22 protein-coding genes and 1 riboswitch are annotated in these 19,746 nt (G+C 64.8%); of the genes, 10 read left to right on the plus strand and 12 right to left on the minus strand.

What is annotated here, in order from left to right; genetic code table 11:
* Both ABW18_RS22670 and ABW18_RS02955 read right to left on the minus strand, forming a co-directional pair.
* A partial coding sequence (locus ABW18_RS22670; protein ID WP_160318036.1) for an IS30 family transposase occupies nucleotides 1-791 on the minus strand: 791 nt, incomplete at its 3' end.
* Nucleotides 792-1,023: 232 nt separating this feature from the next.
* The gene (locus tag ABW18_RS02955; RefSeq protein ID WP_049697556.1) at nucleotides 1,024-2,073 is read right to left on the minus strand and encodes an LLM class flavin-dependent oxidoreductase; all 1,050 of its coding nucleotides are present in this window, start codon (nucleotides 2,071-2,073) and stop codon (nucleotides 1,024-1,026) included.
* Between the two features lie 145 nt (nucleotides 2,074-2,218).
* On the opposite strand from ABW18_RS02955, the gene ABW18_RS02960 reads away from it, so the two are divergent.
* A complete protein-coding gene (locus ABW18_RS02960; RefSeq protein WP_049697557.1) occupies nucleotides 2,219-2,605 on the plus strand; it encodes an SHOCT domain-containing protein in 387 nt (128 codons plus the stop codon).
* A gap of 87 nt (nucleotides 2,606-2,692) precedes the next feature.
* Here ABW18_RS02960 and ABW18_RS02965 read toward each other — a convergent pair whose 3' ends face one another.
* The 3 genes from ABW18_RS02965 to thiC form a co-directional block, all read right to left on the minus strand.
* Entirely contained in the window at nucleotides 2,693-3,499 is an 807-nt protein-coding gene (locus ABW18_RS02965; RefSeq protein WP_049697558.1) for an HAD-IIA family hydrolase, read from the minus strand.
* Nucleotides 3,500-3,586: 87 nt separating this feature from the next.
* Nucleotides 3,587-4,450: a bifunctional hydroxymethylpyrimidine kinase/phosphomethylpyrimidine kinase gene (gene thiD, locus ABW18_RS02970; RefSeq protein WP_049697559.1), complete on the minus strand. Its 864-nt coding sequence runs from the start codon at nucleotides 4,448-4,450 to the stop codon at nucleotides 3,587-3,589.
* Nucleotides 4,447-6,162, minus strand: a complete 1,716-nt coding sequence (gene thiC, locus ABW18_RS02975) for a phosphomethylpyrimidine synthase ThiC (RefSeq protein WP_083444312.1) — start codon at nucleotides 6,160-6,162, stop codon at nucleotides 4,447-4,449. The genes thiD and thiC overlap by 4 nt, the downstream gene beginning before the upstream one ends.
* A riboswitch (TPP riboswitch) is annotated at nucleotides 6,156-6,266 on the minus strand. It overlaps the preceding gene by 7 nt.
* Before the next feature lie 144 nt (nucleotides 6,267-6,410).
* Between thiC and ABW18_RS02980 the strand changes: the two genes are divergently transcribed.
* From ABW18_RS02980 to ABW18_RS02995, 4 genes are all read left to right on the plus strand, one after another.
* The gene (locus tag ABW18_RS02980) at nucleotides 6,411-7,373 is read left to right on the plus strand and encodes a daunorubicin/doxorubicin resistance ABC transporter ATP-binding protein DrrA (RefSeq protein WP_049697998.1); all 963 of its coding nucleotides are present in this window, start codon (nucleotides 6,411-6,413) and stop codon (nucleotides 7,371-7,373) included.
* On the plus strand, nucleotides 7,370-8,179 hold the full coding sequence (locus ABW18_RS02985; RefSeq protein WP_049697560.1) for an ABC transporter permease: 810 nt from the start codon (nucleotides 7,370-7,372) through the stop codon (nucleotides 8,177-8,179). Before ABW18_RS02980 ends, ABW18_RS02985 begins: the two co-directional genes overlap by 4 nt.
* A complete protein-coding gene (locus tag ABW18_RS02990) occupies nucleotides 8,176-9,027 on the plus strand; it encodes an ABC transporter permease (RefSeq protein ID WP_083444313.1) in 852 nt (283 codons plus the stop codon). Before ABW18_RS02985 ends, ABW18_RS02990 begins: the two co-directional genes overlap by 4 nt.
* Before the next feature lie 221 nt (nucleotides 9,028-9,248).
* On the plus strand, nucleotides 9,249-9,596 hold the full coding sequence (locus tag ABW18_RS02995) for a GNAT family N-acetyltransferase (protein WP_049697561.1): 348 nt from the start codon (nucleotides 9,249-9,251) through the stop codon (nucleotides 9,594-9,596).
* Between the two features lie 69 nt (nucleotides 9,597-9,665).
* Here ABW18_RS02995 and ABW18_RS03000 read toward each other — a convergent pair whose 3' ends face one another.
* The 5 genes from ABW18_RS03000 to ABW18_RS03020 all read right to left on the minus strand — a co-directional run bounded on the left by ABW18_RS03000 (nucleotide 9,666) and on the right by ABW18_RS03020 (nucleotide 12,961).
* Nucleotides 9,666-9,968 carry a GlsB/YeaQ/YmgE family stress response membrane protein gene (locus ABW18_RS03000; RefSeq protein ID WP_049697562.1) on the minus strand — a complete coding sequence of 101 codons (303 nt, stop codon included), beginning with the start codon at nucleotides 9,966-9,968 and terminating at the stop codon, nucleotides 9,666-9,668.
* A 152-nt stretch (nucleotides 9,969-10,120) separates the two neighbouring features.
* On the minus strand, nucleotides 10,121-10,666 hold the full coding sequence (locus ABW18_RS03005) for a barstar family protein (RefSeq protein ID WP_049697563.1): 546 nt from the start codon (nucleotides 10,664-10,666) through the stop codon (nucleotides 10,121-10,123).
* Nucleotides 10,667-10,690: 24 nt separating this feature from the next.
* Nucleotides 10,691-11,251 (minus strand): guanyl-specific ribonuclease, encoded by a 561-nt coding sequence (locus ABW18_RS03010; RefSeq protein WP_049697564.1) that lies wholly within the window; start codon nucleotides 11,249-11,251, stop codon nucleotides 10,691-10,693.
* Nucleotides 11,251-12,330, minus strand: a complete 1,080-nt coding sequence (locus ABW18_RS03015; protein ID WP_083444296.1) for an N-acetylglutamate synthase, CG3035 family — start codon at nucleotides 12,328-12,330, stop codon at nucleotides 11,251-11,253. The genes ABW18_RS03010 and ABW18_RS03015 overlap by 1 nt, the downstream gene beginning before the upstream one ends.
* Nucleotides 12,331-12,349: 19 nt before the next feature.
* Nucleotides 12,350-12,961 (minus strand): peptide deformylase, encoded by a 612-nt coding sequence (locus ABW18_RS03020; protein WP_049697565.1) that lies wholly within the window; start codon nucleotides 12,959-12,961, stop codon nucleotides 12,350-12,352.
* 256 nt (nucleotides 12,962-13,217) lie between these two features.
* Here ABW18_RS03020 and ABW18_RS03025 point away from each other — a divergent pair, with 256 nt between their 5' ends.
* The 5 genes from ABW18_RS03025 to ABW18_RS03045 all read left to right on the plus strand — a co-directional run bounded on the left by ABW18_RS03025 (nucleotide 13,218) and on the right by ABW18_RS03045 (nucleotide 16,947).
* The gene (locus ABW18_RS03025) at nucleotides 13,218-13,586 is read left to right on the plus strand and encodes a DUF3263 domain-containing protein (protein ID WP_049697566.1); all 369 of its coding nucleotides are present in this window, start codon (nucleotides 13,218-13,220) and stop codon (nucleotides 13,584-13,586) included.
* Between the two features lie 45 nt (nucleotides 13,587-13,631).
* Nucleotides 13,632-14,111, plus strand: coding sequence for a LytR C-terminal domain-containing protein (locus ABW18_RS03030; RefSeq protein ID WP_049697567.1), 480 nt, complete (start codon nucleotides 13,632-13,634; stop codon nucleotides 14,109-14,111).
* A gap of 70 nt (nucleotides 14,112-14,181) precedes the next feature.
* Nucleotides 14,182-14,853 carry a superoxide dismutase[Cu-Zn] gene (gene sodC, locus ABW18_RS03035; protein WP_049697568.1) on the plus strand — a complete coding sequence of 224 codons (672 nt, stop codon included), beginning with the start codon at nucleotides 14,182-14,184 and terminating at the stop codon, nucleotides 14,851-14,853.
* Nucleotides 14,854-14,906: 53 nt separating this feature from the next.
* Nucleotides 14,907-16,037, plus strand: coding sequence for a glutamate--cysteine ligase (locus ABW18_RS03040; protein WP_049697569.1), 1,131 nt, complete (start codon nucleotides 14,907-14,909; stop codon nucleotides 16,035-16,037).
* Nucleotides 16,038-16,209: 172 nt separating this feature from the next.
* Nucleotides 16,210-16,947, plus strand: coding sequence for a hypothetical protein (locus ABW18_RS03045; protein ID WP_053117358.1), 738 nt, complete (start codon nucleotides 16,210-16,212; stop codon nucleotides 16,945-16,947).
* 15 nt (nucleotides 16,948-16,962) lie between these two features.
* On the opposite strand, the gene ABW18_RS22235 is transcribed toward ABW18_RS03045, so the two are convergent.
* Together ABW18_RS22235 and mnhG are read right to left on the minus strand one after the other, a co-directional pair.
* Entirely contained in the window at nucleotides 16,963-19,281 is a 2,319-nt protein-coding gene (locus tag ABW18_RS22235) for a diguanylate cyclase (protein WP_235434280.1), read from the minus strand.
* A gap of 125 nt (nucleotides 19,282-19,406) precedes the next feature.
* Nucleotides 19,407-19,739, minus strand: coding sequence for a monovalent cation/H(+) antiporter subunit G (gene mnhG / locus ABW18_RS03060; protein WP_005206692.1), 333 nt, complete (start codon nucleotides 19,737-19,739; stop codon nucleotides 19,407-19,409).
* Between the last annotated feature and the right edge of the window lie 7 nt (nucleotides 19,740-19,746).

Genomic DNA, 19,746 nt, shown 5'->3' on the forward strand with positions numbered 1-19,746 from the left:
ATCTCCGAGCCCTGATCCCAGGTGATCGAACGCCGAAGGTGTGCCGGCAACCCACCGATCGCCACCTGCAACGCAGCACGCAGGTCCTCACCGGTGCGTGTGGTCGGCATATGCAGCAACATCACATACCGGGTCGAGCGTTCGACCAACGTGCCGATCTGTGAACGCCCGTCACGGCCCACGATGCAGTCACCTTCCCAGTCACCGGGAACCGCACGCTCACCCACCTCGGGGGGACGATGAGCGATCAGCAACTCCCGCGGCACGATACTGGGGCCCGTCGTGGACGCGGTACGCGGTTTACGCGCTGCCCGACCCGACCGCAACGACGCCTTGACCTGCTTTTTCATCTCCCCACGCGGGAACACATACAAAGCCTGATAGATCGCTTCATGACTGATGCGCATGCCCTCATCCTCCGGGAAATCACGCACCAGCCGAGCGCTGATCTGTTGCGGCGACCAGTACTCGTCACCACTGAGTTTGTCCCACACATACGCGCGTAACCGATCATTGTCCTCCAGCTTGCGCAACTTCGGTCGCGCCCGCCGACGCTGCGCGCTGCGATGGGCGTAGGCCGCCCCATACGGGCGGTGCACAGCCCGGTTACGCCGCAACTCACGACTGATCGTCGACGGGGAACGCTGCAGATCACGCGCGATCTCGCGGACCCCAAGACCCGCAGCAGTCTTGTGCGCGACCAGATCACGCTCCTGCGCCGACAAATACCGTGACTGCGGACCAGGCCCCTGTTCATCCACTGCGCTCGGCCGGGCAACTCGAGGGATCACTCCTCCATGTTTGGCCACCAACCGGTAACCCAACCGAGAAGAGAACCCCGCGCGTCGCGCCGCCAACGCCGTGGGCAAACCCTCCCGCCGCGCCTGCCAAACTCCCACACCGCCAACGGCGGCATCGACTGACCACGCCTCAACACCCGCATCACACACCCCAATCACTCAGAGTGTTGCCATGTTCCCTTGAACCCGCCACGGTCTCGAGCGCACGGTGGGCAGGGCGCGGTCAGGACTCGGCGAGCAGCTCGCGGACGCGCGGGATCACCTGTGTCCCATAGAGTTCGACGCTGCGCATGAGGGCGGGGTGGGGGAGTGTGCCGTGCGAGTACTTCAGGTCGAACCGGCTCAGACCCAGCGCCTTCGCGGTGCGTGCGATCTTTTGCGCGACGGTTTCCGGTGATCCGACGTAGAGCGAACCGGCGGGTCCGGTCGACTGGTCGAACTCGATGCGCGTCGGTGGCGGCCAGCCGCGTTCGGCGCCGATGCGCCCGACGGTGACCCGGTAGTGCGGCCAGAGTTCGTCGCGCGCCTGCTCGTCGGTCTCGGCGATGTGCCCGGGGGAGTGGACGCCGACGGGAAGGTCGGTCGGCTTCTCGAGTTGTTCGAGGGCGCGACGGTAGAGATCGACGTACGGCGCGAAGCGCAGCGGGTCGCCACCGATGATCGCGAGCATCAACGGCAGCCCGTAACTTGCTGCACGGACCACGGACTCGGGGCTGCCGCCCACGGCAATCCATGTCGGGAGCGGCGGATTCTCCAGCTCCGGATACACCGTCTGGTCGCGCAACGGTGGTCGCAGAGCACCTTCCCAGGTCACCGGCTCACCCGTGCGCAACTCGGCGAACAGTGACAGCTTCTCGGTGAACAACTCCTCGTACTGATCGAGTTCGAACCCGAACAGCGGGAAGGATTCGGTGAAGGAGCCGCGGCCCAAGATGACCTCTGCGCGCCCGGACGAGATCGCGTCGACCGTCGAGAAGCGTTCGAACACCCGGATCGGGTCGTCGGAGCTGAGGACGGTGACTGCGGAGCCGAGTCGTATCCGCTCGGTGCGCGCGGCGATCGCGCCGAGGACGACGTCGGGCGCCGAGATCGCGTAGTCGTCGCGATGGTGTTCGCCGACCCCCAAGAAGTCGACACCGACCGAATCGGCGAGGACGGCTTGGTCGAGTACGTTGCGGATCGTCTGCGCGTACGAGATGGTGTCGCCGGAGTCGTCGACAGTGACGTCGCCGAACGTGTCGAGTCCGAGTTCGATGGTCAAATGTCTCATCATGCCGGACCTGCCTAATGGCCCGGGTGAGTGAAAGACATTTTGTGGAATTGGTGAATCCGCAGCTCGCGCTTACAGCGCTCGGGATTGCATGTACCGTCATCCACGGCCAATAAGGCCGATTCCCGCCAAGCTAGGAGAAACCGAAATGTGGGAAGGCTTCTGGAACTTCCTGTGGACGATGGTCGTGATCTTTGCGTTCGTCGCCTACCTGATCGTGTTGTGGTACATCATCGCCGACCTCTTCCGTGACCATAAGTCTTCGGGGTGGGCGAAGGCGATCTGGGTCATCTGCCTGATCATTTTCCCGTACATCACGGCGATCGTGTATCTGCTCGCCAAGGGCAAGGGTATGCAGGAGCGTGCGCAGGCAGCCGCCGCCGAGTACAAGAAGGCATCCGACACCTATATCCGTGACGTCGCAGGCACCTCGCCCGCACAACAGATCGCGGATGCAAAGTCGCTGCTCGACTCGGGAGCCATCACACCCGACGAGTTCGAGCACCTCAAGTCCAAGGCCCTCGCCTCGAGCTGAGTTTCGACGACACGCAGAAGTGCCCGCCCAGAACTCGGGGCGGGCACTTTCGCGTGCACCACGCTGCTGTTCGAGAAGGCCGGCAGGCTACGTCGATGACTCCGGCGTGACGGCGTCGCCGAAGGGATCGTCGGTGTGGCCGACGAGGTCGTTGACCGAGTCCAAGATGAGTGTGGGGCGGTAGGGATACTTCTCGACGGACTTGCGTGTGGAGATTCCGGTGAGCACCAGGATCGTCCGCATTCCCGATTCGAGGCCCGCGATGATGTCGGTGTCCATGCGGTCGCCGATCATCAGGGTGTTCTCCGAATGCGAGCCGAGGCGTCGTAGCGCCGACCGCATCATGATCGGATTGGGCTTGCCGACGTAATACGGCTCGCGGCCGGTCGCCTTGGAGATCATGGCGGCCACCGCGCCGGTCGCCGGGATCGAACCGTCGTGCGAGGGGCCTGTCACGTCGGGGTTGGTGGCGATGAACTTCGAACCGCGCTCGATCATCCGAATTGCACTGGTGATCGCCTCGAACGAATACATGCGCGTCTCGCCGAGCACCACGTAGTCGGGATTGGTCTCCGTCGTCACGAACCCCTTCTCGTACAGCGGCGTGGTCAGCCCCGACTCGCCGATGACGAAGGCGGTGTCGCCCTGGTCCTGTGACGCGAGGAAGTCGGCCGTCGCCATTCCCGATGTCCAGATCGATTCCTCGGGAATGTCGAGGCCGATCTGCAGCAATCTGGCGTGTTGGTCACGTGCCGTGCGGATCGAGTTGTTGGTGAGAACGGAAAAGGGAATGTCGTTGTTGCGCAATTCCGCGATGAATTCGTCTGCGCCGGGTACGAGGTGTTCCTCGTTCGTCAGCACGCCGTCCATGTCCATGAGAAACGTCCAGCCCATGACTCTCACCCTACGGTGAGCTTCGTGATGTTTATCGCGAGATGTGGCGGACTGTTATTGGTCCGCTACTTCTCAGACGATTCCCGTTCACGCATGTCGGACGTCGTTGCCGACGCGCCACAACGGGTTGACGGGGCCGTGCCCGGCTCCCAGCGGATAGGCCGAACGCAGGCCGCGGGTAACCCACTGCTTTGCGAAATCGATGGCGTCCGGCACGGCATATCCATGCGCGAGAGCGCACGCGATGGCCGCTGCGAGTGTGTCGCCCGCGCCGTGATCGTGCGGGGTGTCGACGCGAGCTGTCGCGAACTCGAGAAAGTCGGTGCCGTCGTACAGCAGGTCGGGACTGAGCGCACTGGAGCGCAGGTGGCCACCTTTGACCAGTGCCCACTGCGGACCCAAACCGTGCAATTCGACGGCGGCCTTGCGCTGCGACGCCGCGTCGATGACCTCGATGCCCGTCAGCAGTCGCACTTCGTCGAGATTCGGTGTGACGACCGTGGCGAGAGGAAATAGTCTGCGCCGCAACACATCCAGTGCTTCGTCGGCGAGTAACTGATCGCCGTGCATCGACGCGCAGACCGGGTCGACGACGAGCGGGGTGTCGCCACCGCGCCCGATGCCGAGTTCCACGCAGGTATCGACGATGGCGTGGATGATCGGTCCCGACGCCAGCATGCCGGTCTTGACGGCACTCGTCCCGATGTCGGTCACGACACTGCGGATCTGCGCCGCGACCGTCTCCGGATCGATCTCTTGAAAGCCGCTGACGCCCACCGAATTCTGGACCGTCACCGCGGTGACCGCGACGAGTCCGTGTAGTCCGAGCAACGCGAAAGTCCGCATATCTGCTTGGATTCCGGCGCCGCCGCCGGAATCCGAACCCGCGATGGTCATCACCCGGACAGGTGTGACCCCCGGTTCGGTGGTGGGCAACAGTGGTGTCGTCATGATCTGCTTGCGGCTCCCGATGTCGCATCGATCGGCAGGTAGACGCGGTTGCCCGCGTCGGCGAACTCGGCGGACTTCGCTGCCATCTCCTGCTCGATTCGTCGGTCGATGTCTTCTGCCGTCACCAGATTGTGCTCTTCTGCATAGGCCCGCACGTCGGCGGAGATACGCATCGAGCAGAACTTCGGGCCGCACATCGAGCAGAAGTGAGCCGTCTTCGCGGGTTCCGCGGGGAGGGTCTCGTCGTGGTATTCCCGTGCCGTGTCGGGGTCGAGTGCGAGGTTGAACTGGTCTGTCCAGCGAAACTCGAAGCGCGCCTTGCTCAAAGCGTCGTCGCGTTCCTGAGCTCGCGGGTGGGCTTTGGCGAGATCGGCTGAGTGGGCCGCGATCTTGTAGGTGATCACACCGACTTTCACGTCGTCGCGATCGGGTAGCCCGAGGTGCTCCTTCGGGGTGACATAGCAGAGCATGGCCGTCCCAGCTTGCGCGATCATCGCCGCACCGATCGCGGAGGTGATGTGGTCGTATGCGGGCGCGATATCTGTGGCGAGCGGGCCGAGGGTGTAGAACGGCGCCTCCTCGCACAACTCCTCTTCGAGGCGCACGTTCTCGACGATCTTGTGCATCGGGATATGACCCGGCCCCTCGATCATCACCTGCACGCCATGGGATTTCGCGATGCGGGTCAACTCGCCGAGGGTGCGCAGTTCGGCGAACTGTGCCTCGTCGTTGGCGTCGGCAATCGAGCCCGGACGCAGTCCGTCGCCGAGTGAGAAGGTGATGTCGTAGCGCGCGAAGATTTCGCACAGCTCGTCGAAATGCGTGTACAGGAACGACTCTTCGTGGTGGGCGAGGCACCACGCAGCCATGATCGACCCGCCGCGCGAGACGATTCCGGTCACCCGGCGAGCGGTCAGCGGTACGTAGCGCAACAGCACGCCCGCGTGCACCGTCATGTAGTCGACACCCTGCTCGGCCTGCTCGATCACGGTGTCGCGGTAGATCTCCCACGTCAGCTTGGTGGGATCGCCCTTGACCTTCTCCAGTGCCTGGTAGATCGGCACAGTACCGACCGGGACGGGGGAATTGCGCATGATCCACTCGCGGGTGAGGTGGATGTCGTCGCCGGTGGACAGATCCATGATCGTGTCGGCGCCCCATCGCGTCGCCCAGACCATCTTCTCGACCTCTTCCGCGATGGAACTGGTCACCGCCGAATTGCCGATGTTCGCATTGATTTTCACCGCGAACGCCTTGCCGATGATCATCGGTTCGGACTCGGGATGACGGTGGTTGGCTGGGATCACTGCACGTCCGGCAGCGACCTCGCTGCGCACGAGTTCGACGTCGACGTTCTCGCGTGCGGCGATGAAGCGCATCTCGTCGGTGACGAGTCCTGCTCGTGCCCAAGCGAGTTGGGTCGACGCTCCGTCGACGGGGTCGGGACGGTGCCACTCGTCGCGGGTGCGGGCAAGGCCTGCCTCGACGTCGATCACGGCGGTCGAGTCGGTGTAGGGGCCCGATGTGTCGTAGACATCGAGGTGCTCGCCGTTGGTGAGGTTGATGCGTCGCTGCGGAACCCGTAACCCATCGACGTCGGCGTAATGCTTGGTGCTGCCCTCGATCGGACCGGTTGTCAGGATGTCGGAGTCGACCTTGTACGCGGAATTCTGGTACGCGGAATCGCTGCCGCCGGATACACGTGTGCCCATGAGATTCTCCCTACGCCGGCATTACCCGGACAGGTTCATGCGGTCAGCGGCCGCCTGCCGCCATCTCAGCCCTCGGTTACGTGAGAGCCCCCGCGTTGATTCGGTTGTGTGCAGTTCACTCTACTGGCTTGCTGCTGTTGCGTCACGAAACCGGGGGTAGCCCAACGCGAGTTCCTAACTTAGGATTGCCTTACCAAACAGACAGGGTGCTGTTCGAGCTCGCGACGATCCGGAAGGGTGCAACAGCGATGACGTTGGTGGAGATCGTAGGTCTGCAGAAGGATTACGGGGAGGTGCACGCGCTTCGCGGAATCGACGTCGAGATCGCCGAGGGAGAGGTCCTCGGCCTGTTGGGTCCCAACGGCAGCGGCAAGACGACGACCGTCTCGATCCTCGCGACGCTGCAGCGTCCGACCGCCGGACGTGCACTCATCGCCGGACACGACGTCGTCGACGACGCGGCGAGGGTGCGCGAATTGATCTCTCTCACAGGGCAATACGCATCGCTGGACAACACCCTGTCCGCACGAGAGAACCTCGTCATGTTCGGAAGGCTCACCGGCCTGTCGTCGGCCGAGGCGAAGGGCTCCGTGGCACACGTGGCCGAGGCGTTCGGACTGAGCGAGTTCGTCGATCGTCGAGTGTCGGCGCTGTCGGGTGGCCAGCGCCGCCGGGTCGACATCGCGTGCGCACTCGTCACGCGCCCACGGGTGCTGTTCCTCGACGAACCGACAACCGGACTCGACCCGCGTAGCCGTGCCGCGGTGTGGGAAACGATCGCGGCGCTACGAACCGAGGGCATCACCGCGCTGCTCACGACGCAGTATCTCGAAGAGGCCGATCGTCTCGCCGACAACATCGTCATGCTCGATCACGGCTCAGTGGTCGCTCGCGGAACCCCCGAGCAGCTCAAACATCAAGCGGGATCGGCGATCTGCGAGATCACTCTGCTCGACGCAGCCGATGTGACGCGGGTGCGGACCGCGCTGGCCGACCACGAATTCCTCGACGCCGCGACGTCGGCGCAGTCGCGTCCGGTCCTCGTCGTCGAGGCGCCGGGAGAACTCGACACTGTCGTCGCCGTCGCGTCGACGCTGCGCGCCGAAGGGGTGGGCGTCTTCGACATCGCGCTACGCCGGCCGTCGCTCGACGAGGTGTTCCTGCAGTTGACCGACGAGAATCGCGCTGCCAGTGAGGAAGTCGTGCCATGACGATCTCCGCGGAGCGAACGGCGGTGCGTCGGGAAGCGGCGCCACGCACGTCGGTCGGCTGGTCGACGGCATACGCTGTGCTGACCAGGAGGAGTCTCGACTCGTCGATCCGCACCGGGTTGCTCTTCTTCGCGATCGGCTCGCCTATCGTGTTCTTCACCTGCTTCTACGTGCCACTGCACTCTCGCTTTGAACGCAGCGGCGTCGACTATGCGCAATACGTTGCGCCGCTGGTCATTCTGCAGGCCGCCATGTTTGTCGCCATCATTTCGTGTGAGATCGCGGGCGACGAGGCGACCGGCGGTATGCGGGAGCGGCTGAGTTCGCTGCCCATCTCTCGCCTGACGCCAGCGGCTGCGCGCATGACGAATGCTGTTGTGCGGATGTCTGTCTCGGCTGTATCGGTGTCGCTGTATGCGTGCGTGTTCGGCTTCAGGCTGCGCGGCAGCATCGTCGAATCGATCGGGTTCTTCGCGCTCGCAATCGTTTTCGCTCTCGCACTGAGCATGATGGCCGATGCTCTGGGTAGCGTCGCTACGCACGCCGAAAGCGTTGGGCAGATGCTGATGATTCCGCAACTGTTGCTCGTGATGTGTTCGACGGGCCTGGTGCCTGCCAATGCTTTTCCCGGGTGGATTGAGCCTGTCGTCCGCAATCAGCCCGTGTCGGTGTTCGCCGAGGCAATGCGCGCGCTCTCGACCGGTGCCGACGTCCAGACCGGGCCTGTCGTCGGGTGGAGCGTCGGACTGTTGGCCGTCGGAGCGCTGTGCTCGGCGCTGGCCGCACGAAAGGGGGAGCAGCGATGAGCGTCGACATCTCGCCACGCGGTGCAGAAGGGCGCGGTGCGGCAGGAGCAGCGGATCGCAGAGCAGTGGAACGCAGGGCAGTGGGGTGGGGCGTCGGGGCGCGGGTGCTCGCGTCGACGCTGCTGCGGACGTGGTCGCGCGACCCCGGCGTGCTCATTCAGGCAGTCGTCTTTCCCGCCTTCCTTCTCGCGATGTTCCAGCTCGTGCTCGGCCGGATCACCACCGCCATCGGTGCCGGTCAGAGCATCTATGGCTACACCGGGCTCGTCGCGTTGGTCGGCGCGATGTTCGGCACGCTGATGACGGGCATCTACCTCGTGTCCGAGCGTGAGTCCGGGGTGCTCGGGAGGCTGTGGACGCTGCCGATTCCGCGGTCGAGTTTCCTGGCCGGCCGTGTGCTCGCAGAGATGGTCCGCACATTGCTGGGCACGGTCGTGCTGTTCGCGGTCGCGGCGCTCATGGGATTTCGGTTCACCCAAGGGTGGCTCGCCGGGATCGGCGCGGTCCTGGTGCCTGTGGTCTTCGGCATCGGATTCGTCTTCGTGGTCATCGCGATCGCGACTGTCGCGCAGAAGTCGGTCGTCGACCATCTCGGGGTTCTGTTCTTGCTGATGCTGTTCTTCAACACGGGATTCGCGCCGATCTCCGAGTACCCGGGATGGCTGCAGCCCATCGTGCGTTATCAGCCGATGAGCCCGGCGATCGACACCATGACCGGGTTGACCGAGGGCGGCCCGATTCTGGTTCCGTTCTGCCTCACCCTCGGATGGGCGGCGGCATTTGCGGTGGTCTTCGGCGTGCTCTCGATGCGTGGTTATCGGCGGGCCGTCGAACGTGGTGCCTCGTAGCGAGCCGTCGACTTCCTGTCACAGCCGGGTGAACCGCAGACGAACGTTTGCCGTGGATCTGTCTCGATACCGGCGATCTCGACTCAAAGTCCTTGAACCTACGCTCCCGCAGGTTACGATGTGACTGCGATCACACACCGTCGTGCCCGGAGGGACCGGACGCAGCAATCAGTGAGCTGTGTAGACGCTGCGAACGAGCCTGAAGAGGGGATGGACGAGCCATGCATCGGAAGAATCATCAACGGCCGACTCAGTCGGCGCGGTCGATCCTGCAGCAGATAGCGCAGGTCGTGCACAACCCGACGCGTGACAGATTCGAGCTGTGGGTTGCCGGTGACCTGGTGGGTGTTCTCGGATACTCGAGCGAGACGGTCGACGGCGAGACAACACTGACCGTTCTCCACACGGTGCTCTACGACGAGTACACCGGTCACGGCCTCGGTACCGGCCTGACGCGCAGCGTGATCACCTACGCCAGAAGCCAGGGCGCCCGGCTACGCCCGGTGTGCACCTTCACCAAGCACTATCTCGACGGCCATCCGGGGGTTGTTCCGCTCGCTCCCGCCTGAGCGCCGCTCCCGAGAGCGGAGCCGGGCCTGCCCCCGCAGACCCGGCCCGATGAACTCAGCGCCCAGACGTCAGCGCCTGCTCTGAACCACGCCAACGATCCACAGCAGGATCACCGCGCCGAGAACCGCGGTGAAGAGTGTGAACCACCAGCCGCCGGACGCGGTGTCGACGAAGAAGCTCAGCAGGAAGCCGCCGATCAGTGCGCCGATGATGCCGATGACGATGTTCATCAAGATGCCGGAGCCGCCGCCCTTGACGATCTTTCCGGCGATCCATCCGGCAATGGCGCCGATGATGATGTAGCCGATCCAGCCGACGCTTGTCGTCGTCGTCGATCTTGCGAGTACCTCGGTTGCAGCGAGAATTGTCATGACCGACTCCCTATTTAGTGGTTCCCCGTCTGTCTGCAGGGGTGCTGTCAACGTAACCCGGTGTGGCGCGGTGCAACAAGCGTTCCGTCACATGCGTGGCAGTGGGTCGTTTGCCTCAGAGTGGATGATCGTCCCCGACGGGGCGGTGGTCGTCACAGACGGGGTCGGTGGTCGTCACCGACGGTCACGACGGTGACTCCGGCTCGACGCCAGCGCGTGATCACATCGCGTCGTCGGCTTGCCGACGTTTCGAGAAGCGTGGCAAAGGTGCTGCGCGGCACGGCAACGTCGCGATAGTGGTCGCGGAACCGTAGCTGCGACGTCGCGAACCAGCCGAATGCCTCACGGTCGGCGGTCAGTAGGCGGTCGGCGTCGACGATGTCGGTGAGGTAGCCCGCGGGCTTGGAGGTGTGGTTGTCGGAGTCGTCGAGTTCGCGCATGCACTCGTCGAAGGCGTCGGCGTTGTGGCCGAAGTAGTCCGGAAAATCCCATGCGCGCGCATAGGTTTCGTAGAGACCGAGCAGGGTGGTCATCGTTCTGCCGGTCACTTCTCGGAACTCGTACGACGACGGCGCGCTCGGTGGTCGGCTACCAACCCAGAGTCCGACGGCGGGCCCTTGTCGGGCTGCGTCGTCGAGGAAACGCGCTAGCGGAATACCGGTGTCGGAGATGTTGTCGCCTCCCGTGCTGGGTGTCATGGTTTGCGGCTCACAGGTTGGCGGTCATCGGTTGGGGCCTCGGATCTGGACGAAGGTGTTGTAGTGGTCGGCGGTGTACCACGCGGAACCGTCGCTGCCCGTCACGATACGTTCCGCGTCGCGGCTCCTTCCCGCTTCGCGACGGTTGACGTCCCACTCGGTGTAGGTGATCCGCTTACCCGACGACGTCTTCTTCGGCAGCCGGCCCTCGAAGTTCCCGAAGTTGGTCCCGCCCTTGGTTCCCGACGCGTCGTCTGGCGGCCACTTACCGGCGTCGATGAGCGACAGCGTCTTGGTCACCTGCGCCGAAACCGGTGCCGCCGCGGTCGGTGCCACCGTGGTCCGAGAAGCGTTGCCGCCCTGCGAAGCTGTGCCCGACTGCTTCTTCGACGACGGCTTCGCGGTGGATGACGACGGCTTCTCCGTCGACGATGTCGACGAGGCCGAATGGGTGGCGGAGCTCGAGTCGTCGGATCGGTTGATCAGCCACGTCGCCACGACGACGAGTCCGATGACCACCAGAGCGACGGCTGACGCCACCGCTTGTCGACGACGCTGCGCGACCGTCGGTTTGCGTGCCGACATCAGGTCACCGACTCGTAGTGCGAGGTGTGGTGCAAGGCGAATCCCCTTCTGCGGTACCAGCGTCCGGCAACAGCGTTGTCTGCTTCGACTTGCACGTACGCCGACTGCGCACCGTGCGTCACGCCCCACGCCATCAGTCGGGCGAGCACGGCGTCGGCGATATGGCGCCGACGGTGCGCCGGGTCGGTCCACAGCGCGGTGACTCCGAGCCACGCGACGCCGGACGGCGACGAGGTGACGGCCGCTCGCCCGGTTGCGATCAGCGAACCGCTCTCGTCGACGACCGTCGCGAACGTCACCGGGCCCTGAGCCGAACCGGCAACCGCGGCAACGAGATCTGCGTCGGTACCTGGGCGGTACGACTGTGACCAACGCGCGCTCGGCGTCGGAGCGAGTTCGACGTCGATTTCTGTCGAGGTTGTCGGGAAATCACTTGCGATACTGGCGGAGTCGTCGAGGTCACGGGTCAGGATGTGCACGGTTGGGCTGGCGGGTTCGCCCCCGACCGTACGCGCCGCGATCAATCGCTCGGGAAGCGCGAGCAGGACGGGTAGTCCACGTTCGGCATACCAGGATCCGATGGCGTGCAACGTCGGCGCATCCGCGTGCGCCGAACGATCCAGTGGCACAGCAGAATTCGCGCGACGGGAGAATCCGCCACCCGCACGCGCCAGCCAGCCGCCGATCCACGTCGACTCGACGCCCGGCCACGCGAGCGCCGCGGCATGCTCGAGGTCGCGGATTGCGCTGTTGCGCACAGGTTTTGCCGACAAGAGGCGGATCGACACAACCGACTCGCGGGGGATGGACTCGACCTTACCGTCGCGCTCGATCAGCAGCGTCGAGTCGGGGCTCCCGGTATCGGCGCGTTCCACCAGAAAACCCGTGACATCGGACATCGTGGGCGCCGACGCGGGAGCCGGGTTCGGTGAGTGCCGCCAGTCGGCGGGCGCGGCGTCGCCGAGCAGATACCGCACGACGACGCGGTCGCCGGGGTAGGCGTCGGCGGGCAGACGTGCAGGGGGAAGACGTGCAGGGCGCAGACCGGCCGGGTCGGGACCCGAGGGTCGCTCGCTCATCGCGTGTCCCGTCGGTGGGTCAGTCGTCGTCGTCGTGGCCGAACGGGTCGGCCTGCTCGCCGGGAATCCAGGTCAGTCCCGGGATGCCCCACTTGTGCTTCTTGATCGCCTTCTTGGCCGCGCGGGCGTTGCGTCCGATCAGGACGTCGACGTAGAGGAAGCCGTCGAGGTGTCCGGTCTCGTGCTGCAGCATGCGGGCGAAGAATCCGTTGCCCTCGATGACCACCTCGTCGCCGTTGCGGTCGACGCCGGTGACCCGCGCCCACTCGGCACGGCCGGTGGGGAACTGCTCGCCGGGCACCGACAGGCAGCCCTCTTCGTCGTCGTCGGGGTCGGGCATGGTTTCCGGGATCTCCGACGTCTCGAGGACGGGATTGATCACCTCGCCCCGTCGCCGGGCCGAGGCGCGACCCGCGTCGCCGTCGGGACAGTCGTAGACGAACATCCGTTTGCCGACGCCCACCTGATTGGCCGCAAGGCCGACGCCGTGCGCGGCGTCCATGGTCTCGTACATGTCGTCGAGGAGGGTGACGATCTCGTCGGACGGACGACCGGCGTCGTCGAGTTCGACCAACTCGGTCTGCTGGTGCAGGACCGGCTCGCCAACGATGCAGATCGGAAGCACAGACATGAGTGAAAAGCCTACTGCGCGCGGATGACGTCGACTGCCCTGGGCCTTGCGTGATCGGCTCGGTAAGAGCGACTCGACCGGGCGAGTCACACACGGTTGACGGCTTGCGGGCGTGGTTAGATGGTCACGAACCACATCGGTGTCATTCGACGGTCAGCGCACTCGTAGCCCGAGTTCTGTCACCGGGGTGGTACGCCGATTGACCCGGTCGAGGAGCCGACGCGGGTAGGGCCGGAGGCGAGCGTGAGGGAGCAAGATGGACGGCGCAGCAGCGCGTAGTCGCAAGCACGGTGATCAACCCGAGAACGCACCCCAACCGACAACGCAGAGCGCGGCCGGACAATCCGTCGATCCTCACGAGGTGGGTCCGGATGGTCTGTCGCGACGCGAGCACGACATCCTGGCGTTCGAGCGGCAGTGGTGGAAGTACGCGGGGGCCAAGGAAGAAGCGATCAAAGAGCTGTTCGGATTGTCGGCCACGCGTTACTACCAGGTGTTGAACGCGCTCGTCGATCGCCCGGAGGCGCTGGCTGCCGACCCGATGCTGGTGAAGCGTCTGCGGAGGCTGCGGGCATCGCGTCAGAAGGCCCGTGCGGCGCGGCGGCTCGGCTTCGACATCACGTAACGCTGAGCGCGGTTGCCCGCCGCGTGTGCGTTAAGGTCATCGGTGATGAATGCTGATCGCGAGCCCAATCGCCTTCCCTTGCGGGCGGGGGCCATGTTGCTCCTCGCGGTGGCTGTCGTGTTCGTCGGACTCGGCTGGCACTCCGCGGCGACCTCTGGACAAAGTCCGGACGAAGACCTGCGCGAGGCCCAGGCGAGCGTCGCCACCACGACGACCCCCGCGTCGTCGTCTGCCGCGAATGCCTCGACGAGCGAGCGTCTCTGCGTGATCAACGCGGGTTCGGTCTCTGGTCTCGCGTCGGAGGTCACCGACGATCTGAAGGCCAAGGGTTTCAACACGGCCAGCCCGGCGAACTACGACGGCGGCAGCTTCACCGAGAACACCATTCTCTACCGCGACTCGTCGCACAAGGCGGACGCGGAGAAGGTGGCGACCGCGCTGGGTTCGAACCCCAGCGTCGAGCAGCGCCCGTCGTCGTTCACGATGTGCCGGGACGGGCTCGCGGTGGTGGTGGTCACCCGATGAGTTCTGACGCGGCAAGACTTTTCATCCGACTTTGTTCACCTGACGGCCCAACGGATCTCTAGGAGCTTTCATGACCGGCAGTTCGACACTCGGCTCGAAGACCCTGCGCAGCGTGCTCGCGCTGGGTGCTGCGGGCGCCATCGCCGCGGCGCTTGCCGGCTGTACTCCCGACGAACCGCGGTCGGACACTCCCGGCACCACCCCGTCGGTCGTGACGGGCAATCAGGCTCCCCCCGGATCCGTCGACGACGCCGACGGCATCCCGAACTCGTCCAAGGAGTCGGCGACCGCTGAGCTCAAGGACATCAAGGGCGAGACCGTCGGTACCGCGACGTTCACACCGAGCGGGTCGTCGCTTCGCGTCGACGTCAAGGTCACCAACGGCATCGCGGCGGGCTTCCACGGCATGCACATCCACGAGAACGGCGTGTGCCAGGCGAGCGGCTCGACTCCGTTCTCGTCGGCGGGCGGTCATCTGCAGGTCGACGGCCGTACCACTCATCCGTCGAGCGGCGACCTCGTGTCGATCAACGTGCTCGCCGACGGCACCGGCGAGACCGTGACCACGACGGACTCGGTGAACCTCAATCAGGTCGCTGGTAAGTCGATCATCATCCACGAGAAGCCCGACAACTTCGCGAACATCCCGACTCGCTACGCACCGGCGCCCGACGCCGACACGATGAAGACCGGCGACGCGGGCTCACGCTTGGCATGCGGCGTCATCTCCGTCGAGGGCTGACGCGACACCGGTACCGGTCTGACCGGCACCGGTCTGAGCGGAAGGCCTGATCGATGCCGAAGATCATCCCGATCGAGTTCTCCGGTTCGCCGACGCCGACGCTGGGCGTCGAGTGGGAGTTCGCACTCACCGACAAGGTGTCCGGCGATCTGTCGAACTCGGCGGCGGAGCTGTTCACCGAGGTCGGTCGTCGTGCCCCCGACCGTGCGGGCAAGGTTCACAAGGAGTTGCTGCGCAACACCGTCGAGTTGGTGACCGGTGTGAGTACGACGACGCGTGAGGCGATCGACGACCTCTCGGCGACACTCGACGTCGTGCGGTCGATCACCGACGGACTCGGTGTCGACCTGTATGGCGCAGGCACGCATCCGTTCGCGGAGTGGTCGACGCAGTTGCTCACCGAGGGACACCGGTACGCGGAGTTGATCAATCGCACCCAGTGGTGGGGCAGGCAGATGCTGATCTGGGGAGTCCACGTGCACGTCGGCATCGACCGACGCGACAAGGTGTTACCGATCCTGACGTCGCTGCTCAACTACTACCCGCACCTCCTCGCGCTCTCGTCGTCGTCTCCGATGTGGTCGGGTCAGGACACCGGCTACGCGAGCAACCGCGCCATGATGTTCCAGCAGTTGCCCACCGCGGGGCTACCGTTCCAGTTCCAGACGTGGCACGAGTTCGAGGCGTTCGTCGCCGACCAGAAGACCACGGGAATCATCGACCATCTCAACGAGATTCGGTGGGACATCCGTCCTTCACCGCACCTGGGCACCATCGAGGTTCGGGTGTGCGACGGGATGACGAACCTGGTGGAGCTGTCCGGGATCGTCGCGCTCATCCACTGCCTCGTCGTCGATCTCGATCGTCGGCTGTCGGCGGGTGAAGAACTGCCGCACATGGCGCCGTGGCTGGTGCAGGAGAACAAGTGGCGGGCCGCGCGTTACGGCCTCGAGGCCATCGTCATCCTCGACTCCGATTGCGATGAACGACTCGTGACCGACGATCTCACCGTGCTGCTCAAACGACTCGAGCCCATCGCCGAGGAACTCGGGTGCATCGATGAACTGGCGCGCGTCGTCGACATCGTCGATCACGGAGCCAGCTATCAGCGGCAGCGCAGCGTCCACGAGCGCACCGGTGACATGCGCGCCGTGGTCGCGTCAGTGGTTTCAGAACTGGATTGAAAACCCGCGGGTGACGCTGCCCGCGGCATTCTCGGTTGTCGCGAAATCACGTTTTGCGTACATAGCGTGCGTGGTCGATTTTGGCGTTGTCATCGGTTTCACTTCTCGCTTTGCGGTCGGCAACCGGCACAATCAAGGGGTCGCCTTTAAAACCCTCTGAAGGAAATCAGCCATGCATGCTGTTGTGCCCTTGTCGAGTCCTGCCCCGAACATCGCCGGCCCGCTCGATCCGATCGTCGTCCCGGACGCGACGAGCGATGCGACGATGGTCGTCGCGTCGCCGACAATCGTCCCCGACCTCTGGCGCCAGTACCTCGACGGCGCTCACGCCGCGTACTCCGCTCGTGGCGTCGACGATGCGCTCGACTACGACGCGATCAGCGACGGCTCGAGTACCACGCTGTTCTGCGCGGTGCTCGATACCGCGGGGGGCATCGTCGGTGGCCTGCGTGTTCAGGGACCGTACACGCTGCCGCATCAGTCGCATGCCGTCACCGAATGGGATGGCCAACCGGGGCAGTCGGAGCTGATCAGAGCGATCGGCGCGCGCCTGGCGGGAGGCCTGATCGAGGTGAAGTCGGCGTTCGTCGATCCGACGTCGAGCGACGCGGCGGCAGCCGCGGGCTTTCTTGCCCGCACACCGTTGATCGTGATGGCGGCCACCGGCACGCGACACATGCTCGCCACCGCGGCCGACTATGTGCTCGCCAGGTGGGAATCGGGTGGCGGTCGGGTTGATACCGACATTCCATACACGCCGTATCCCGACGAAAGGTATCGGACGCAGGCAATGTTCTGGGACCGCGACCTACTCGCGCGACATGCGAAACCGTCGGTGTGGCGAACAATGTGTACCGAATTCAGGCAAATTTCCCACACATTCGACGCTGGATCCGTCGACGTCGCGTGAAACACATCACCGACGCTATTCGGAAGTGAGCGGCCCGCTGGTCTTCGGTCGCTCACTCGTGCTCTCGCTGAAGACCGCGGCGAACACGTCGGGGGTCAGTTCGTTCCACTGCAATTCGTGGTACTCGCGTTGCGCCAGAATCATGCGCTCGATGTCGAGGACGTAGCGTCCGGACATCACCGGACGACCGCACACGATGTTGCGCGCGGCCGCGGCCGCGATACCACCCGACATTGCCGCGGTGGAGCCCAATTGCGGCCAGGAGGCGAGACTTCGACCGACCTGACTGGCGGAGAACGCCATTCGCGACGTCAGATTGTCGCCGACGATCGCCATGGCCATGTCGAGGCGCTGCACCGGGTCCGCAGCGTCGGCGGCGCTGAAGTTCTCGCCGCGTCCGTGGAAGATCGGGTACTCGGGATCGAGATCGTATCGTTCGATGTCGAGCATTACGTTCTCGCCGATGTCGGTGACGCTGACCACCGGAATGCGCGCCGCGCGTGCCCGACGACGCATGTCGATCTTCATCGCGATGTCGTCGATCTCCTCGATGATCACCGAGACCGGCTTGCCCGTCGCCACCCCGAGGAAGGCGTCGGCGACGTCGGTCGAGTAGCCGTGCACGAACTGTGTCACCGACGAGTACGGATCGCCCTCGAGGATGCGTCGTTCTGCGATGTCGACCTTGGCGAGCCCGACGTCGCAGATCGAGGTCGTCATGCGGTTGAGGTTGGTCGGTGAGAGTCGATCCGAGTCGGCGATGTGGAAACTGCGGGCACCGGTCAGCGCGCACGACGCCAACGCTGACGACCCGACCGAAAGGCCTGCGACAGCGACCGTCGCGTCGCGCCACGCCTCTTGCTCGGAAGTGGTCAGCAGGAATCGGTTGCGCGCGGTTTTGAGCCGATAGAACAGCTCGGCGTCGGGCATCCGGACGACCGTGTTGCGCCAGTCGATCACGACGTACCGTGTTCGGTCGTCGATGACGGCGGGATCGCCGAAGTCGACGAGGGTGTCCGGCGCGGGCCCCGGCTCGACATGCTCGAGCGCATCGAGCGCGCGAAGCTCTTCGAGCGCAGCGGGCCACATGTCGACCAGTTCGCGACGTGACGCGTCGGTGAGCTGCGCAATCCGCGCGGCGTCGTAGTAGGGGTGCAGGATCTCGATCATCGACTCTCTCCTGTTCCACTCGTTGCCGATGACCGTGGCGGTCACGGAGTCGGGCGGTGTGTCGGGTCCAGACCTTGCCGGAGCCGGGGTCGGTGCCGTACCGGCCTGCGCCGCCTTCATGTCGTCCGAGTGCCAATTGACCTCGGCGATCGAGGAGACGACCGACCGGTTTCTACCAAGGTGTTTTGCTGCGTAGAGGAGATGGTCGGCGGGAGCGATGAGCTGGTCGAGGCTCCGCGAGGTCAGTGTGGAGTCGCCGTCGTGGAGTTCGGCGGGGTCGGCGGTCACACCGCCGACGCTGATCGTGACTCCCGCGTGTGCGTGCACCGTCAGACACAGCCGTGCAGCGATGTCGCGCAGTTGTGCCTCGTCGTCGACGGCCATCAGGATGGTGAACTCCTCGCCGCCCGTTCTCGCGACCAGAGCGTCGTCGGGGACGTTGTCGCCCAGCATGGTCGTCACGTCGACGAGGATCGCGTCGCCCGCGGCGTGACCGTGGGCGTCGTTGATGCGTTTGAAGTGATCGATGTCGATGACGAGCATGGCGATACACCTGCCCGTGCGGTTCGCGGCGCGGAAGATCGGTGTGGCGCCGTCGAAGAGACCGCGTCTGTTGAGAGCGCCGGTGAGTGGGTCGGTGATGCTCAGTCGTGCCTGTTCATCGATCAACGACGACAGCGTGCGACGCAGCATCGTGACCATGATCGTCGGGACCGCGATTGCCATCAGCACCGCGCCACCACCGACCGCGAAAGCGGTCACCGACGTGGCGCGTGCGGCCATGACCCCACATGCGAGAGCCATTGCCGCGACCACGAAACCGACAACGAGATGCTGTGGCGACGCCATGGCGGTGAGTGCGGGCACCGCAGCGATGAGCACGAGAACCGCGATTGCCGAGCCGTTGTCGGCGATTACCGCAGCAGAAGCCGCGATGCCCAACATTCCACCGAAACCGTCAAGCGTGAACTGCTGATCACTGAGCTTGCCGGCGCGGATAGTGAGCGCGACCGAGAAGAGCGTGAAAACCCCGACGAGTGCCAATACCCAGTGTGTACCGGGCATGAGAAAAGAATCCGACGCGAGCCCGAATGCGATGAGCGGGACAGCGCCGACCTGGCTGCACAGCATCGCGAGCGAGCGCTGATCAAACCGCTGCGCCACCGACGACACTTCTCACCTCCGCGTGTGCTCTTCGTTCGCGCGGTCGGGCGCGAGGACGAATCCCCTACATGATTGTGACCGAACACTGTGTAGCGTGCGACGCTTCACAGGCGATTGTGACGAGATCAGTCGATATCGCCGCGGTCCAACCGTTCTTTCGCGATCAATCCGTCCTGGGCACGTTGTTCCTGATATACCAGTCGCCCGATTCTATGCGCGATGACCGGTGCAGTGATGATGGCGAAGAGGCCGGCGAGAATCAACATTCCGACGTCGACGTTGTCGCCGAGTTGGATGATCGCGCCGAGGAGGATTTGCAGCAGTCCGAAGGTCTGAGGTTTGGTCGCCGCGTGCATCCGGCTCAGGGTGTCGGGAAAACGGAACACCCCGAGCGCCGCGGTGAACGCCATCAACGCGCCGAGGATGAGGAAGACCGAGCTGACGATGTCGACGATCATGGTCGTT

This window comes from Gordonia jacobaea (assembly GCF_001186365.1).
In the GTDB taxonomy this organism is placed as follows: Bacteria; Actinomycetota; Actinomycetes; order Mycobacteriales; family Mycobacteriaceae; genus Gordonia; species Gordonia jacobaea.

What these genes read in the sequence shown, in the direction of transcription:
- ABW18_RS02955 (WP_049697556.1), bottom strand. Translation starts at nt 2,073, where the DNA reads ATGATGAGACATTTGACCATCGAACTCGGACTCGACACGTTCGGCGAC.
- ABW18_RS02960 (WP_049697557.1), top strand. Translation starts at nt 2,219, where the DNA reads ATGTGGGAAGGCTTCTGGAACTTCCTGTGGACGATGGTCGTGATCTTT.
- ABW18_RS02965 (WP_049697558.1), bottom strand. Translation starts at nt 3,499, where the DNA reads ATGGGCTGGACGTTTCTCATGGACATGGACGGCGTGCTGACGAACGAG.
- thiD (WP_049697559.1), bottom strand. Translation starts at nt 4,450, where the DNA reads ATGACGACACCACTGTTGCCCACCACCGAACCGGGGGTCACACCTGTC.
- thiC (WP_083444312.1), bottom strand. Translation starts at nt 6,162, where the DNA reads ATGGGCACACGTGTATCCGGCGGCAGCGATTCCGCGTACCAGAATTCC.
- ABW18_RS02980 (WP_049697998.1), top strand. Translation starts at nt 6,411, where the DNA reads ATGACGTTGGTGGAGATCGTAGGTCTGCAGAAGGATTACGGGGAGGTG.
- ABW18_RS02985 (WP_049697560.1), top strand. Translation starts at nt 7,370, where the DNA reads ATGACGATCTCCGCGGAGCGAACGGCGGTGCGTCGGGAAGCGGCGCCA.
- ABW18_RS02990 (WP_083444313.1), top strand. Translation starts at nt 8,176, where the DNA reads ATGAGCGTCGACATCTCGCCACGCGGTGCAGAAGGGCGCGGTGCGGCA.
- ABW18_RS02995 (WP_049697561.1), top strand. Translation starts at nt 9,249, where the DNA reads ATGCATCGGAAGAATCATCAACGGCCGACTCAGTCGGCGCGGTCGATC.
- ABW18_RS03000 (WP_049697562.1), bottom strand. Translation starts at nt 9,968, where the DNA reads ATGACAATTCTCGCTGCAACCGAGGTACTCGCAAGATCGACGACGACG.
- ABW18_RS03005 (WP_049697563.1), bottom strand. Translation starts at nt 10,666, where the DNA reads ATGACACCCAGCACGGGAGGCGACAACATCTCCGACACCGGTATTCCG.
- ABW18_RS03010 (WP_049697564.1), bottom strand. Translation starts at nt 11,251, where the DNA reads ATGTCGGCACGCAAACCGACGGTCGCGCAGCGTCGTCGACAAGCGGTG.
- ABW18_RS03015 (WP_083444296.1), bottom strand. Translation starts at nt 12,330, where the DNA reads ATGAGCGAGCGACCCTCGGGTCCCGACCCGGCCGGTCTGCGCCCTGCA.
- ABW18_RS03020 (WP_049697565.1), bottom strand. Translation starts at nt 12,961, where the DNA reads ATGTCTGTGCTTCCGATCTGCATCGTTGGCGAGCCGGTCCTGCACCAG.
- ABW18_RS03025 (WP_049697566.1), top strand. Translation starts at nt 13,218, where the DNA reads ATGGACGGCGCAGCAGCGCGTAGTCGCAAGCACGGTGATCAACCCGAG.
- ABW18_RS03030 (WP_049697567.1), top strand. Translation starts at nt 13,632, where the DNA reads ATGAATGCTGATCGCGAGCCCAATCGCCTTCCCTTGCGGGCGGGGGCC.
- sodC (WP_049697568.1), top strand. Translation starts at nt 14,182, where the DNA reads ATGACCGGCAGTTCGACACTCGGCTCGAAGACCCTGCGCAGCGTGCTC.
- ABW18_RS03040 (WP_049697569.1), top strand. Translation starts at nt 14,907, where the DNA reads ATGCCGAAGATCATCCCGATCGAGTTCTCCGGTTCGCCGACGCCGACG.
- ABW18_RS03045 (WP_053117358.1), top strand. Translation starts at nt 16,210, where the DNA reads ATGCATGCTGTTGTGCCCTTGTCGAGTCCTGCCCCGAACATCGCCGGC.
- mnhG (WP_005206692.1), bottom strand. Translation starts at nt 19,739, where the DNA reads ATGATCGTCGACATCGTCAGCTCGGTCTTCCTCATCCTCGGCGCGTTG.